The 14509-nt window shown below is 63.8% G+C and carries 17 protein-coding genes; 9 read left to right on the top strand and 8 right to left on the bottom strand.

The window, feature by feature from the left end; translation table 11 throughout:
- Positions 1-577 precede the first annotated feature (577 nt).
- The 3 genes from C493_RS03190 to C493_RS03180 all read left to right on the top strand — a co-directional run bounded on the left by C493_RS03190 (position 578) and on the right by C493_RS03180 (position 2434).
- Positions 578-811, top strand: a complete 234-nt coding sequence (locus tag C493_RS03190) for an antitoxin VapB family protein (protein WP_007257960.1) — start codon at positions 578-580, stop codon at positions 809-811.
- Positions 812-1353: 542 nt separating this feature from the next.
- Positions 1354-1929: a hypothetical protein gene (locus tag C493_RS03185; protein WP_007257959.1), complete on the top strand. Its 576-nt coding sequence runs from the start codon at positions 1354-1356 to the stop codon at positions 1927-1929.
- On the top strand, positions 1922-2434 hold the full coding sequence (locus C493_RS03180) for a metal-dependent hydrolase (protein WP_049889102.1): 513 nt from the start codon (positions 1922-1924) through the stop codon (positions 2432-2434). Before C493_RS03185 ends, C493_RS03180 begins: the two co-directional genes overlap by 8 nt.
- 214 nt (positions 2435-2648) lie before the next feature.
- Here C493_RS03180 and C493_RS03175 read toward each other — a convergent pair whose 3' ends face one another.
- From C493_RS03175 to C493_RS03165, 3 genes are all read right to left on the bottom strand, one after another.
- The gene (locus C493_RS03175) at positions 2649-3551 is read right to left on the bottom strand and encodes an oxygenase MpaB family protein (protein ID WP_007257957.1); all 903 of its coding nucleotides are present in this window, start codon (positions 3549-3551) and stop codon (positions 2649-2651) included.
- 126 nt (positions 3552-3677) lie between these two features.
- Positions 3678-4088 (bottom strand): ester cyclase, encoded by a 411-nt coding sequence (locus tag C493_RS03170; RefSeq protein ID WP_083912361.1) that lies wholly within the window; start codon positions 4086-4088, stop codon positions 3678-3680.
- 459 nt (positions 4089-4547) lie between these two features.
- Entirely contained in the window at positions 4548-5660 is a 1113-nt protein-coding gene (locus C493_RS03165) for an SPFH domain-containing protein (protein WP_007257955.1), read from the bottom strand.
- 265 nt (positions 5661-5925) lie between these two features.
- Here C493_RS03165 and C493_RS22025 point away from each other — a divergent pair, with 265 nt between their 5' ends.
- The 3 genes from C493_RS22025 (at position 5926) to C493_RS03150 (ending at position 8257) form a co-directional block, all read left to right on the top strand.
- Complete coding sequence (locus C493_RS22025; protein ID WP_007257954.1) at positions 5926-6345, top strand: universal stress protein; 420 nt, start codon at positions 5926-5928, stop codon at positions 6343-6345.
- Between the two features lie 548 nt (positions 6346-6893).
- Entirely contained in the window at positions 6894-7067 is a 174-nt protein-coding gene (locus C493_RS22955) for a hypothetical protein (protein ID WP_161606877.1), read from the top strand.
- Between the two features lie 14 nt (positions 7068-7081).
- Positions 7082-8257 carry an MFS transporter gene (locus tag C493_RS03150; RefSeq protein ID WP_007257952.1) on the top strand — a complete coding sequence of 392 codons (1176 nt, stop codon included), beginning with the start codon at positions 7082-7084 and terminating at the stop codon, positions 8255-8257.
- A 186-nt stretch (positions 8258-8443) separates the two neighbouring features.
- Here C493_RS03150 and C493_RS03145 read toward each other — a convergent pair whose 3' ends face one another.
- From C493_RS03145 to C493_RS03130, 4 genes are all read right to left on the bottom strand, one after another.
- Complete coding sequence (locus tag C493_RS03145) at positions 8444-8809, bottom strand: hypothetical protein (protein ID WP_007257951.1); 366 nt, start codon at positions 8807-8809, stop codon at positions 8444-8446.
- 127 nt (positions 8810-8936) lie between these two features.
- The gene (locus C493_RS03140; protein WP_083912360.1) at positions 8937-10187 is read right to left on the bottom strand and encodes an RNA-guided endonuclease InsQ/TnpB family protein; all 1251 of its coding nucleotides are present in this window, start codon (positions 10185-10187) and stop codon (positions 8937-8939) included.
- A gap of 483 nt (positions 10188-10670) precedes the next feature.
- Positions 10671-11000 (bottom strand): DUF5789 family protein, encoded by a 330-nt coding sequence (locus tag C493_RS03135; RefSeq protein WP_007257949.1) that lies wholly within the window; start codon positions 10998-11000, stop codon positions 10671-10673.
- Positions 11001-11438: 438 nt separating this feature from the next.
- Positions 11439-12023: an FxLYD domain-containing protein gene (locus tag C493_RS03130; protein ID WP_086009949.1), complete on the bottom strand. Its 585-nt coding sequence runs from the start codon at positions 12021-12023 to the stop codon at positions 11439-11441.
- 331 nt (positions 12024-12354) lie between these two features.
- Here C493_RS03130 and C493_RS23335 point away from each other — a divergent pair, with 331 nt between their 5' ends.
- Positions 12355-12507, top strand: coding sequence for a DUF7563 family protein (locus tag C493_RS23335; protein ID WP_162832287.1), 153 nt, complete (start codon positions 12355-12357; stop codon positions 12505-12507).
- 11 nt (positions 12508-12518) lie between these two features.
- Here C493_RS23335 and C493_RS24020 read toward each other — a convergent pair whose 3' ends face one another.
- Entirely contained in the window at positions 12519-12653 is a 135-nt protein-coding gene (locus tag C493_RS24020; protein WP_275039827.1) for a hypothetical protein, read from the bottom strand.
- Positions 12654-12945: 292 nt separating this feature from the next.
- Between C493_RS24020 and C493_RS03120 the strand changes: the two genes are divergently transcribed.
- Positions 12946-13299: a VanZ family protein gene (locus C493_RS03120; RefSeq protein ID WP_152421082.1), complete on the top strand. Its 354-nt coding sequence runs from the start codon at positions 12946-12948 to the stop codon at positions 13297-13299.
- A 90-nt stretch (positions 13300-13389) separates the two neighbouring features.
- Positions 13390-14241: a hypothetical protein gene (locus C493_RS03115; RefSeq protein WP_007257945.1), complete on the top strand. Its 852-nt coding sequence runs from the start codon at positions 13390-13392 to the stop codon at positions 14239-14241.
- The last annotated feature ends 268 nt before the right edge of the window (positions 14242-14509 follow it).

Below are 14509 nucleotides of genomic sequence, written 5' to 3'. Positions count from 1 at the left end.
ATGGGAAAACTCGACGGACGTCGTCACGCCGAGATCTACGCGGCACTCGAGCACGAGTGACTCGTTTCGGAAGCTGACACCATACCCGATATACAGTGTTTGATGCTGCAGTTGTCACTAGTGCCGACCTTGAGCGAGTCGACGAACCCGGCCTCGAGTTCGGACTCGAGCACGACCGACGGACCCCCGGAGACAGCTGACGTCCTCGGGTGACCGTGAACGCCCCCGCCTGACACGCCTCGAGAGGGGCCACCACGCGCTCGCACACCGCCCATTTACACGCGATCGCGGTTGGTTCGTGGGCTGGGTAGTCGTGGCTAGGTCCTCGAGTGGTTGTCGGTGGTCCCTGCTGGAGACGGTGCTGGTGTGCGTGGCCGGAGACGACAGCTGTCTCCGGTCAGTCCGTCGGTCTCGCTGGCGTCCGACTCGAAGTTCCGCGGATCCACTGGGGCTCGACCGTCGGTTCACGGGACGGGTGGGGATTCTCTCCTCATCGACCGATCGTATCCTGCGAGTGGGATGCAACCGTGCCTCGAGCGCGACAGAACGTTTTGCGTATGAGTACCCATAGCACGGTATGAGCAAGAACATCTCGATCTCCGACGAGGTCCATCGTGAACTCAAACGGGAGAAAGGAGATCGAAGTTTCAGTGACGTCATCAGCGACCACCTCGAGGAGCGTCGCCAGCTCGCCGACGTCACTGGCGCGGGCGTCCTCGACCGGGAGACCCATACCGCTGTCAAAGAGGATATCGCCGGGTTTCTCGAGGCCGACGATCGGGAGTCCACGTTTGACGGGGGCAGCGGATAGTAGGGGCAAGAATATCGATGCGTTTCTCGTACTATAGTAGCCAGTGAAACGATTTACACACCGATCGCGACGCTGTCCTGCGATCGGGTGTGCATTGACTTTCACTGGCTACTATAGANACTATAGTAGCCAGTGAAACGATTTACACACCGATCGCGACGCTGTCCTGCGATCGGGTGTGCATTGACTTTCACTGGCTACTATAGACCAGCCGCAGTCGCAGTGTCTTCGCGACGGTAACAGCAGGCAGTCGTACTCCCGATCGATTTCAGCAGGAAGGAGGCGAGAGTTCCCACGCTCGAGGAGCGAGCCACTGCGGTTGTGGCGAGCGAGTAGGGTGGAGTGGGGTAGTTCACTGCGACAGGGACCGTGCCGTCAACCGGAGCTGAACATGGATTCGGGGTCGCTGTCGCGTGACCCACCGAACGGCAGCGGACGCTCACGCCGATCCGCAGGGGCGCAAGCGGGCGCGCCGGTCGACGGTGACGGTGCGCCGGAACGGAAGACATTTGCCGACGCTGTCCCCCATCTCGAGGAAGACGATGTCGGAACCGTACGGTCAGCTCGGTCGCGTCCTCGCCGGACTCGCCCTCGCCGGCCTGCTGGTCGGCTGTGTCGTCCTGGCGGGGGCGACGCCCGGTGGGCCCCTGGAGAGCGACTACCCGACCGAGGTCGAGGTGACGCCGGACGCGGAGAGCTACGTGGGCGACCAGGTCATCCTCGGGGGGTTCGTCGTCGACACGGAGCCCGTCGTGATCGCGACGCGCGCGAGCGGCTACGGGCAGTTCACGCTCGTCGACGCCGACGACCAACTGCGGGCCGGTACTGGCCCCCTCGAGGAGGGCGATCGCGTGACCGCTTTCGGCACCCTCGCGGACGACTCGACGCTCCTCGTCGAACGCACGGTTACGCGGGAGTCGTCCGAGACGGGGTACATGCTCGTCGTTTCGGCGCTCGGTGGCCTCTGGGTCGTCGGGCGGGTCGTCCGACACTGGCGGTTCGACCGAACCGCGCTCGCGATCGTGCCGCGAACGGGCGACCGCGGCGACACGCCGACCGACGAGACGGATCGCCGGACCCAGTCCCGGGCCCGCGCGGGAGGTGAGCGGCGTGGCTGACGTCCTCACGCACGTCCTCGTCGGCTACGTCATCGGGATGCTCCTGTCGTTCAGGGTGGAGCGCATCGGGCCGGCACACGTCACGCTGGTCATGCTCGGCGCGCTGTCGCCGGACGTCGTGAAGATACAGCACGTCGTGCCGGACGGCGCCGTCGCGGCCCTGCTCGGCGTGCCGTTTGCCTGGGGGCCGGTGCACACGCTCGTCGGCTCCGCGCTCGTGATCGGCCTCATCGCCCTGGTGGTGGCGCCGGCCAACCGACTGCTGGCGGTCGCGCTGCTCGCGGTCGGAGCGCTCTCCCATCACGTCCTCGACGTCCTGCTGGTGACGCCGACGGGCGAGGCCTACGCCGTCTTCTGGCCGTTACTCGAGTACCGGCCGCCGGCGGGGGACCTGTACCTGAGTAGCGACCGCTGGCCGGCGGTCGTCGCCGGCTGCTGTGCGCTGGTCGTCTGGCTGATCGACCGTCGCCGCGACGAGCCCGCTGGGGCCCCGGCGCGCGAGTGAGACGCCGCGTCCCCGCGACGGCCGGACGGTGATCGGTCGTCGCGAGAGGGTGCGGTCGTCGCCACTGTCACCGCCGTCGAACCGCCCGTCGGGATCGGACCTCCGCGGCAAGTTCTCGCTCGGTGGTGTGCCGCTCGTGCACTGATCGAAGACGTCGTCGTCCGAGGCCGTCGCCGGCGGCCCGGCGCCGAGGGAGTATTCGGCAGGCGGCGCCTCACGCATCGCGTTCGCGACGCTGGATGCGGGCGCAAGCGCGGCGGTACGCGGGGACGTAGCGGAGTCGACCGGGAAGCGATGGCACGACAGTCCCTGCGAGCGCGGTCCACGCGTCGAACGCTCGCTGTCGTCGGGCCGTCCACGGGAGTCCGTACGCCGTTCGCACCGGGTCCGGAAGCGGGCCGACGCCGAGAATCGCATAAAGCGGCTTCAACACGCGCCCCTGGCGGAACAACGCCCGGCGGAGGTCGTCGCCTCGAGTCCCGACCGCGAGGTCCTCGGTGACCGTCCGCTCGAAGTAATCGGTGAAGTCAGCGAGCGTCTCGGGATACTGCGCGGCCGACACGCCGAACAGCTGTCCGAAGACCGTGCAGTCTCGGTAGTACGCCTCACGGGCGGTCTCGGACAGGGTGGTGACGTAGGTCTCGTAGGCCGCCAGCGACTGCGCGATCAGCGTCGCGTGCACCCACAGGAGGAGCTCGGGATCGACCGCCGCGTATCGGTCACCGACCGCGAACGAGCCGACGGTTTCGTCCCGCGTTCCGGTGACCCCCGCGTGTATCGCGCGGACCGTGAGTGCGGCCTCGACGGCGGTCTGGATATCGCCGAATATGACCGCGTGGACGAGCTCGAAGGTGCGGCGAAAGCGCCCGAGGGGGTCCGCTTCGAAGTCGCTGTGCTCGGCGACGCCGGCGGCGACCTGCGGATGCGCGAGCTGGAGCAGGATAGTGGCGACGCCGTTGAACAGGAGCGCTCGCTCGCGGCTGACCGTCCACATGACCGAGTCGGGACCGAAAAATCCGCGGGCGGGCGCGTCCGTTTCGTCGACGAGGGCCGCGATGTCGGGTGGAATCGCGTTCGGCCCTGCGAGAGCGGTGTCATCGGGTTCGAATCGGTCCATCAGCCTCTCGTACGGTTCGCGGTGAGTGTCGGTAGCTCGCGGACGGTCGGAGCACGACGAGTAGCGGACGACGGACACCGCATCACGGCAGCCTCGCCGCCATCCAGTACCCGTTCGTCCGGCTCATTAGCGTGACGCCTCACCCCATCGCTCGGCGATTTTGCCGTCGTCGAAGCGGTAGATCGCGATCACCGAGAGCGTAATTTCTCGGCCGGTGGGTTCGATTCCCATGAGCGTCCCCTCGTGGGTGCCCCGAAGGACGAAGCGGACTGCGACGCGATCGTCCTCCCCGAGCATGTCCTGCACGTCGATCCGGAGGTCGGGAAACGCCGTGGTAAGCGCCTCCAGGTGCCGTCTGAACGCCGCGATACCGTGGGTGTCCCCGATCTCGACGTCATCGCTCGAGACTGGATTGTGGTTCACGACGTCGTCGGCCACGTACTCCTCCAGGTCCGCGACCGCACCGTCGGTGTGCTGTTCGAGCACATCGAAATACGCCCTCACCCGCTCTTTGTTGTGTTCCATCGATAATGCCATATGCTAACACCACACGAAAGAACTACCACGTCGAGGACGAAGTACCTTCGTCTCGCCGGCCCAGAAGACGCGTTTTTGATCAGTAATTTCACAGGCGGTACGAGGCGGATGCCCCGACCCTTGAGGTTGGGGAGGAAGCCGACACTTAATGAGACAAACCACGTCACAATGGCTGGAATTCGCGAACCTGGATTCACCAGCACGGCCGTATGGACCGTGGAAAACACCTCCCGTCTGGGTCCAAATCGTCGCTGTCGCCGTCGTTTCCACCCGTCTAGCGCCGGCGCCGTGGCTCAGCGACGTATGACTCATACCGTCCGTTTCCGGGACCGAATCACGATGCACGTCACACTGACACCCACGGGTATGGTCGGCAGGTATGACGGGAACTATCTTTCTACGAGGAGAGAATCCCCTCCGTTTACGGCGGGGAGGATGTCACGACGGCCTCCCCGACTCCTAACCGAGCGTCTCGTCCCCTGGAGCGGATTCCGATACTGCCGTGGGATCGGTGTCGTCCGCGATCGCCCGTGCCTCGCCTTCCATCGCTGCGATATCCATCTCCATCTCCGTCTCCTCGAGGTCACCGATGATCTCGGCGATGTCGTCCAGGCCGAGCAGTTCCCGGGTTTCCGCGTCGAATTCCAGCCCCTCGAGGTGGTGCTCGGCCGCGCTCACGTCGCTTCCGGTGAGATGGGTGCTGTAGCGGCCGACCAGCGACGTGAGTTCCTGCGGCAGGACGAACGTCGTCGACTCGCTTCGCCCGATCTCCGCGAGCGTACCCAACCCTTTCTCGATCACGGCGCGCTCCCCCATCGCGTCGGCGGCGCGCGCACGAAGCACGGTCGAGATCGCGCCGCCCTGGGCTTCGAGAATCTGGCTCCGTTTTTCGCCCTGGGCGCGGATGATCCGGCTTTGCTTGTCGCCGTCGGCGCGTTCGATCGCGGACCGGCGCTCGCCCTGGGCTTCGAGGATCATCGCGCGGCGTTTGCGCTCGGCGGCGGTCTGCTGTTCCATCGCGCGCTGGACGTCCGCGGACGGATTGACCTCTCGAACTTCGACGCTCTCGACGCGAATTCCCCACTCGTCGGTCGGTTCGTCCAGTTCCTGCCGGATCTTCGCGTTGATCTGTTGGCGTTTGTTGAGTGTCTCGTCGAGTTCCATGTCGCCCAGTACGGCACGCAGTGTGGTCTGGGCGAGGTTCGAGACGGCTTTTGTGTAGTCATCGACCTCGAGAAACGCGCGTTTGGCATCCATGACGCGGATGTAGACGACCGCGTCGGCCGTGACGGGCGAGTTATCGCGCGTGATCGCCTCCTGTCGGGGGACGTCGATCGTCTGCGTGCGCATATCGAACGGGTACGTCTTGTTCACGAACGGCGGAATGAAGTTGATCCCGGGTTCGAGAATGGTACGGTACTCACCGAACACCGTGAGTGCCTCCCGTTCGTAGGCATCGACGATTTCGACCATCGACCAGATGGTGACAAGCACCAGCAGTAGGGCGAGGACACCGATGATGGCGATCGGTTCTCCGGCGGGCGTCGCTTGAAGTGTGGCTGCGAGATCCATATGTACTACTATGCGATCTTCAACGGTAGCTGTTAACATATGACAATTATCCGGCCGGCTACGACTGACCGCCGCTCGGACTCAATCGAGCGGAGCGAAACGGGGTCGCCACACGAGCGTAGTCTGCGTCGTGAATAGCAGAGTGAAGACGCCGAGTCGGTCACGACCCTCTCGGCCGAGGCGTTCGAGAGAGCGTTCCGAGAGGAATAGCGACAGTCCAGACGCTGACCGGTGTGAATTTTGCCCCTGGGTGCGTACTTGTGGCATGCCACGGCAGATCGTCGTCCCGTTCGATGACTCGCCGCACTCGAGAAAAGCGCTCGAATACGCAATCGAAACCTTCCCCCACGGAGAGATCACTGCCTTGCACGTCGTTGACCCGACGAACAGATACATGTACGGAGATAGTGTCGCCAACGAGGCAATTTTCGAACGGAAGCAGAAACGAGGCGAGGAGTTACTCGAGCGAGCGCACGAACTCGCACGCGATCGGGGTGTCGATATCGAGACGGAACTCGAGACTGGAGCGCCCGCTCGGGTAGTCAACACGTACGCGCACTCTCACGACGTTGACCACGTCGTGATGGGCAGCCACGGCCGCTCCGGTGTTGGCCGCATCCTCCTCGGCAGTGTTGCCGAGAGGGTTGTTCGACGGTCGTCCGTTCCCGTGACGATCCTTCGATAACCCTCTTTTCGTATAGCCGTTCGTGAACGTCTCCGACAGTTCTTTCCAGGGATTTTCTGAGGTGGTGGCCCCGAGACACGCGAGTAGACAGATCTCGAGCACCCGTGCGATTTGAGTCGTCTCGTCGGCGGCTGCCTCGAGCGTGTGTGGGAGGTGGTCGACCCGGGACGTCTCTTCGGATAGGGTGCGCAACGCGTCGAGATCGACCGCGACGCGGCGGGCTGTCTCCGGACGGGCCGTAGAGCGCGGCCACACGGGTGCGGAGGGCGACTGCCTCGTCCATCTCGCTCGGATTCTCGTCTTATATTAGGTGCTCGACTCCGCCTCCGAGCGCGGGTTTCGTGTCGAGAGCTGCGTCGACAGTCGCCGTTCGAAGTTGGCCGAGCGGGTGATCTCTTCGCGAATCTTGCGTTCCCGAGTGGTATTCCCGTCACCACGCGCCCAGTCGGCGAGTTGATGGTGTCGGTGTCGGTTGGCGGCGCTGAACAACGCCCACCACTCCGTCAGAATATATACTCGACCTCGGCGGCCGCTCTCGACGTTCAGTTGTGAGTCGCCCGTACAAACGATTACTGACCGTTCTCGCAAACGATACCGAGATGATCGCGGCCGGCGGCGAAGACGAAGACGAGTCCGACACCTTCGGATGCGAACGGGACGCCCCCGCCGTCTCCTGGCACGCGTTCCACTATACCCAAATACCCTGGCGGGAAACCCACTGACCAGTCAACCCATAATGAACTGGCAGTATCGCGACACCGTCCTCGTCCTCTGTGCGCTGGCGTTTTTCGTCACGTACTTCGCGCGGGTCGCGGTCAGTCCGGTCGTCCCGTTCATCACGGACGACTTCGCCGTCTCGAACACCCAGATCGGGATCGCCCTGTCGGGAATGTGGATCGCCTACGGCCTCTCGCAGTATCCGAGCGGGGTCCTCGCCGACAGGTACGGAGAGAAACGCGTCATCCTGCTCTCCGTCGGCGGGACGGGAGTCCTGAGCGCGCTCGCCGCCGCTTCTCCCGTCTTCGCCCTGTTCTTCCTGGGCGTCGTCGGCATCGGCGCGGCCGCGGGGCTCCACTACACCGTCGCGTCGACGCTGCTCTCGCGGACGTACGACGACATCGGACGAGCGATCGGTCTTCACTCGCTGGGCGCACCGGCCGCCGGCTTGCTCGCCCCGGTCGCCACGGCCTGGATCGGCGCCCGGTACGGCTGGCGACCCGCCATCGCGCTGGTCGTCTGCTCCGCGCTCCCGGTCTTCGTGTTGTTCCTGTGGCGCGTTCGGCCGACCGAACCGGCCAAAGACGCCGACGATCGAGCTGACGACGACGGGGCCGACGGCGCCTTTCTCTCCCTACTTGCCCGCCCACCGATCGCGTACGCGACCGTCGTCGCGATCCTCGCCATGTTCGGGATCAACGGTCTGATCTCGTTTCTCCCGACGTTTCTCGTCGAGTTCCACGACTACACGCCCACCCTGGCCGGCGTCGTCTTCTCGGCGTACTTCGTCGTTCGCGGCGGCGCTCAGATCGGTGTCGGGGAGGTCTCGGACCGGTTCAATCGGGATACCGTCGTCGCCGGCTGTCTGTTCCTGGGGGTCGCGTCGATGGGAGTGTTCCTCACCGATCCCGGTTTGCCGACGATCATTCTGGCGACCGTCCTGTTCGGGACCGCGACGAGTTTCTTCGCCGCCCTCGAGCCCAAAGTTCTCGACGGACTGTCCGAGGCCGAACGCAACGCTGGCTTTGGCGTCTTCCGCACGACCTACATCGTCGGCGGCTCGACCGGCTCCATCGGCGTCGGCGCGTTCGCGGACGCCCTCGGCTGGTCGCAGACGTTCCTGATCCTCGCCGTGTTGTTCGCCGCCTCGTTCGCCATCGTTACGGCGAATCGCGTTTTCGGACTCGGGTATTGAAAATAACGAAACGGCGCTCCGCACTCCTGCGTGGATGCGTCCGGCGCGTTCCGACCGGATGACGAGTAGTCGGCGACCCGGGGCAGTCAAGCCCAACGAGTGGAAGGTACGTCCCGATTCCTGGCGTGGGCGAAACCGAGACCGAAGCGTGTCCCTCGGTATCTACGATACCCGACCCGGTCTTGCTCACGCTGGGGGAGCGGTCTCGAGCGCCTCGATCGCTTCGAGGGCTGGACGGAGCTCGTCACCGATCGACGTGAGCGTGACCGCACCGGCCGCCTCGTCGTAGTCGATGATATGGAAATCGACCAACCGAGGGAGCTGGACGTGATGAAGCGCGGTGAGGATGTCATCGCCGTCGAGGGCTGCCGCGAGCTCGTCGAGAAACACCGTTCCACCGCGGGTGGTGAGATAGTAGAGCAGCGCTCGCGTGCGATCGTTGGCGAGCAACTGTAGTAGATCACTGAACGCGATCGGGAGGTCGGCGGCCACCGAGTCAGGGGCGACCGACGCTGTGGGGTCGGCGTACGGAACAGGCTCCTCACGATCCATGCCGTGACGGAGTCGCCGCTGGCACGTAAATATTGTCACGATTACATTCTGGCGTCGGATCTCAAGTGACATCCTCCTCGCCGTAAACGGTGAGGCTTCCCGTACCCCAGGTGGGATATTTGCTGGTCTACGACACGACCTGTTCTCTCGTGCGGAACGTCCCGCTCTCGCGGTCGAACAGGTGTACCGATGGCTGTGCCACACAGCCGTTACTCCTATTCTCACCGTGAGGACTCGGAGTTATCTTCTGGCGCATATTCTCCGCCCCGTTACAATCGGCGTTCCCGACCAACCCACACGATGAACAGACGTACAGGCCCCGTTCCACGCGGTTTGATCGCGTGTCATCACCACACCGTGAACAGGTCTTCGAGGTGTCCCACTCGTTCTCTTTCAGCACCTCAACGCCACGCATCTCCCCCTTGTACGCGAGGTACTGGTAGATACGGTCAAACGCCCACGAGTGCAACTTTTTGTTCCCCGTCTTGCCCCAGTCGGACTCGCGCACGTCTTCAGGCCAGCTCACCGCGAGCGTGCCAACACCGCGTTCGACACACTCCGTGATGATTGTGTCCGTCAGCGTGTGGTAGAAGTGTGTTTCACGGTCTGTGAGTTTCCTGCGTGCCCGCATCGACTTCTCCGAAGGGCCGTTCTCACCCTCAGTGTCGTACTCTGCTCGGGTGAAGTAGTGCTTGTCTTGTTTGAGCGAGTTGCCGGGGTGTAGGATGTACTCGTCGGGGAATGCGACTGTGGCGATGTTCTTGATACCGAGATCGATACCGGCCACTTCATTGCCTGCTGAGTCGTTGGTCTCGAGTTCGACTTTGCAGACGAAGTGCAGTTCCCACTCGTCGCCATTCCAGACGGCTCGAACGTTCTGCACCTTGTTGACTTCTGAAAGGTCAACGTCGGGGCGGGTCTGGTACTCGCAGAGCAGGAAGTCCGACCAGTGTTCTTTCAGGTTCTTGCCCTTTGAGAGTCGGACGCGGTCGTGTTCGGGGTCGTGTTTGAAGCCGTCTGCTTTGAACGTGACCGTACTCTTGGGTCGAGTGTCGCCGTGTTTACGGTAGCCGGGAGGATTCGCCTCGTCAAACTTGTGTCGCAGGTCGAACCATGACTGGAAAGCGTCGGAAAGTTCTTCGATGACTTTCTGACTGGATTGTGCGTTCAAATCTTTCCAGCACGACTGGTTCTTCATGTACGCTTTGAGCGTTCCTTCGTCTGGTATTTCGCCAACTTCATCCCAGATGCGGTCTGCTGTCCAGCGTGCGACGTTCCAGATTTTCGAGGCGGAATCACCGAGCGAATCGAGGCCATCGCAGACCTGTTGCTGGTTCTGGATGGAACCAACATAGGTTCGAGTGGCCTCGACCGCAATACATAGCCTATGTAGACGAACCTACTTAATCATTCAGATTAGCGTTGAATATCCGGTCTGTTATCGAGCGGAGGATTCCGTAGTTGAGTGACGCGATTCACGCCCGCCGTGAACAGCGGGATTCTCTCGCTGGTTAAAGATAGAATCACTGTTTGATACCAGCGAGTGATCAGCGGTACCGACCGGATCGCCGGAGACGGCCGGTCGGATCCAAACCGAGGCAAGGCGTACGCCACTCGGACCCTGCTCGAGTGCTCGAGGTGCGTGAACCGCCTCGGGGTCAAGTGGTTCGAGACGCGAAGCGTCTCGTCACTCAGCGGGATCTCTGATCCCGCGAGGTCCGCGAACCCGAAGGGGTCGCTTGATCACGGAAGACAACGTCTTCCGTACGACCCCGAGGCACTTGGCCTGCTCCGCCTGTAGAGTTCGATCGTGGATGACAGGGGACGTCGAACCCCAGTCCCGACGAGCCCGCGAGTCGTCTCAGAACGATTCGGTCGGGGTATCGGTTCGTTCACCGAGTGCTGGTGGCGTGCGGTCGCTGTAGCCTTTCCGACCGATGGCGTCTTCGGTGACGTTGCTGAAGATCGCCGTCCGGGCGTCTGCGGCCGAATCGAACCGCTCTTCGGACACCGGCTGTAGCACCTCCGCGAGCGTCTGCTCGCCGTTTTGGAACTGGAGAACGGCGTCACCGTAGGTCGCGACCAGTTCCGCGCCCGTCGCCGGATACTCGTGTCGCTCGAGTTGGCGGGCGAGCGCGCCGAATTCGATCCCGAGTTCTCTGATTCGTCCGCTATCGGTTGGATCGGACATTACGCTCAATACTTCATCATCTACCATTATAAACTTGCGCGCGGAGTGGCGCTTCTGCGTGGCGCTGCTACTGTCGGACAGCGGTCACTACGAGGCTGCTCGCGAACCCGGGGTCGTCGCCCGCAATGACGACCCGAATAGAACGATCGGCGTCACGTCGTTCTGTCCGATAGTATGAAACGGAAGACTCGAACGAGCGCCTGCCGAACGCGCGGTCGTCTGCCTGCTCGAGCGCGGCTCTCGCTACCAGGATGAGGCTGCGCCTCGCTGGTCCCGCCCGCGGAAGCGCGATGACGACTCGCTCCGCTGCCTATCACACAGTCGCTGGAACGCGTCCGCTGCCGCGAGCGACGGATCGTCGGAACCGATTCATCGCGAATGCGGTGGTCGAAATCAGTGAGCGCACGGGCGTAGCACCCACCGACGGCCGGTCAGTAGCTAGCTCCCGGGCCCTCGCGTGGCCGGCACCCCGTTGGTGATCACGACGTCGTACTCGGCGACGTCGTCTTCGAGCGTCATGACCTCGAACTGGAGTTCTGCGTCCGCGTCGATGTCGCCGACGGCCGTCCGTTCCTCGTCGATTCGCTCGCCGTCCGCGTCGTAGAACGCGACGCCTACCTCGACGTCGGTGAGGTCCTCGCCCGACTCGTTAGTGAGGGTAATGGCAACGGTCGTCGAGTAGTCGCCCTCGAAGAGATCGGCGTCGCTGATGACGAGGCCGTCGACGGGCGGCTCGCGATCGGGGTCGATCTCGGGTGGTTCTTCCTCGTCGTCCGTTTCGGCATCCGCGTCGGTCTCCTCGTCTTCGTCCCCACTGTCTCCGTCGTCCTCCCCGTTTGCACCGTCTCCGTCGTCTGTCTCCTGATCGCCCTCGTCGTCGCCGTTCGGATCCGTCGCGGAGTCGTCGGTCGCCGCGTCGTCGGCCCCGTTGGTGGTCCCGTCGTCGCCTTCATCACCGGCGCAGCCGGCGACGGCGGCCGATATCGTCACACCCGTTCCGAGTAACACGTGGCGTCTACGCATGGGAACGATAGATATTGTTGGCGATCTTAGGTATGGGCTACTTAGGTCGGTGTACACGACCGATACGAGAACCGCCGGTGTTCGAACGCGACCGTCGGTCCTCGAGCGATCACACTGGGTCGCGGCGCTGCCGTCGAACACGCCGCCAGCGGCGGGATCGTTCTGACGACGAACCGGGAGCCGAGACCGGCCGAGAGGATGCAGAGAGGCTGCACGTCGGCGGGCCCGTCTCGACCGGTCACACTCGAGCGAGAGATGGGTCTGTACCGGTTACGGGTGATAATTCCCAATAACCAGTGCGTTTATACTCGTTTACTCTAGTCGGTTACACATGCCAACCTGTGGTGAGTGTGATGCGTACGTGACCGCCGATTTCGTTCGGGTGTTCGGCGTCAACGGGGAGGTTTCGGGTTGTCCCAACTGTGCGACCTACCGAGAGTTGCAAAACGGGACGGGAGTGGAACACCGTAGCGACGACTCGTGAGACGGACCGCCTCAATCCGTGTCTGGCGGGGTGACCGATCGATCGAACGCGATGCCGGCGGCCGTCACTGTGGTGAGGAGACTGCCGACGAAGACCGCGACAGCGACGCCGACTCCGGCGAGCCACGGGAGTACTCGAGTGCGCATAGCCGTACTCGGTGGCCGAGTCAGGATCCGTGTTCGGGTGTCTCAGTGGACCGTTCAAGTGACGCACGCTCCCGGCGGCCACGATCGTCCGCCGGCGCCACCGCGACGGCGGTCCGTTCGCCGCGGCCGTTCTACCGAAGCGCCGGCCGGTCTACCGCGTCGATCCCACCGGATGGGACGGCCGGCGAACGGGCTACTCGACGACTTTTTAGGATCGCCGCGGAAACTGACGCGCGTGACGATCCCGATTCCGCTGCTCCCGCGCGCTCTTCGCTGGGGTGGTGTCGTACTCGTGGCGGGAGTTATCTGCTACTACTCGATTTTTGCGATCCCGCCCGAGACGCCGGCGCCGGACGGCGTCTCCCTCCCGACGTGGCGCCACGTCCTCGCGTACTTCGGGCTCGGACTGTCCCTCGCCTACGCCCTGTCGGACCGGCCGCTCTCGCGCCGGCGAAAGATGATTCTCGTCGTCGCGGTCGCGACCGGCTACGGCGCCGCGATCGAAGTCGGACAGGCGTTCGTCCCCGAGCGCCACGCCTCGCTCGCCGACGTCGTGATAAACGGCCTCGCCGCGACGCTGAGCCTCGCCTGGTACGCGCTCGAGTCGCGCGCTCGGTTCGTCGAACTCTCGGCCACGGACCGGTAACCGCCGATTGGTAAGGTCCTGCTGTCGCCGAGTACGGCGCGGCTACTAAAGACCGAACGTCGCGTACCGGGAACGTATCTCCGATCCGTAATGGCACCTGCTCTGGTTCACTTCCTCGTCGGCGCGTCCATCCTGCTGTTGCTCGCGGCGCCGCTGGCACGCCGCTACGAGGCCGTTCGTCGAGGGCGGCTGCTGATCGTCGCCGTCGGTGGGCTGTGGGGACTCGCACCGGATGGCTACGCCGTCGCTCCCGCGTTCGCCGACCAGATGGAGGCGTTTCACGACTCCCGGTGGGCCGATCTCTTCGCGCTCCACTACACGCTCGACCAGCCGCCCCTCGCCGAGTTGACCGTGGAGCTGGTCTTCCTGTCGGTCCTGGCCTTTCTGGTCGCGACGACGGTCTTTACGGCCGCCGGCACGGATCCGACGGTCGATCGTACCCGCGATCCCGGCTCGCGACGGCTGCAACTGCTCGCGGTGGCGAGTTGCCTCGGATTCGCGGCGCTGATCGCCGGCGCGCTTCTCGGCGCCGGGCTCCACCTGACCGACCGCCTCGAGTCGATCGCAGCGCTCTTCGGCCGCGAGAGCGCTCGAGCCGGCGCGGCGGCGCTTCTCGCCTGGGCCGCCTTGACGGGTGCGGTCGTCGCGGGGATCCTCGAGGGGACCGACGAGACGATGAAGCCGACGGATCCGGTCGCGGGCGTCGTCGCCGGACTCCTGCTCGTGTTGCCCGGGTGGGTCGTCGGCATCGTGTTCGCGCTGCCGCTGTGGATGCGGTTCGTCTTCGATACCTCGCGGCCGATTCCGTACCTCCACTGGCAGAGTCTGGTGGGACTGGTCGGCTTCGCGCTCGTCTTCGGCATCTGTTATGCACTGGCCCGACGGGCCACTCGAGCGCTGGTGTGTTCGGAGCCGACCTGGACGTCGATTCCGGTCCGGTAGCCGACGCGGTCGAACGGAGCCCTCGGGGGGTGACTATGATGATCGAAGAGGCGGCCATAACAGGCGGTCACCGGCGGTCGTTGTACACTCGCCCTCCAACCCCAGTTTATCGATACCTCCCTATCCTAATGATTACTATCGCTCTTTCATCGTCGATTGTCCACTACTTATATCACATAGCTAACCAATTTTGATTCGGAACGAAATACATAAACATAAGTTTGGTGTGGCACCTCAGTATGTGCGTCGGAAACGAGACGTTTTGCGC

This window comes from Natronolimnohabitans innermongolicus JCM 12255, from assembly GCF_000337215.1.
In the GTDB taxonomy this organism is placed as follows: Archaea; Halobacteriota; Halobacteria; order Halobacteriales; family Natrialbaceae; genus Natronolimnohabitans; species Natronolimnohabitans innermongolicus.
This window is presented reverse-complemented; position numbering and strand designations above follow the sequence as displayed.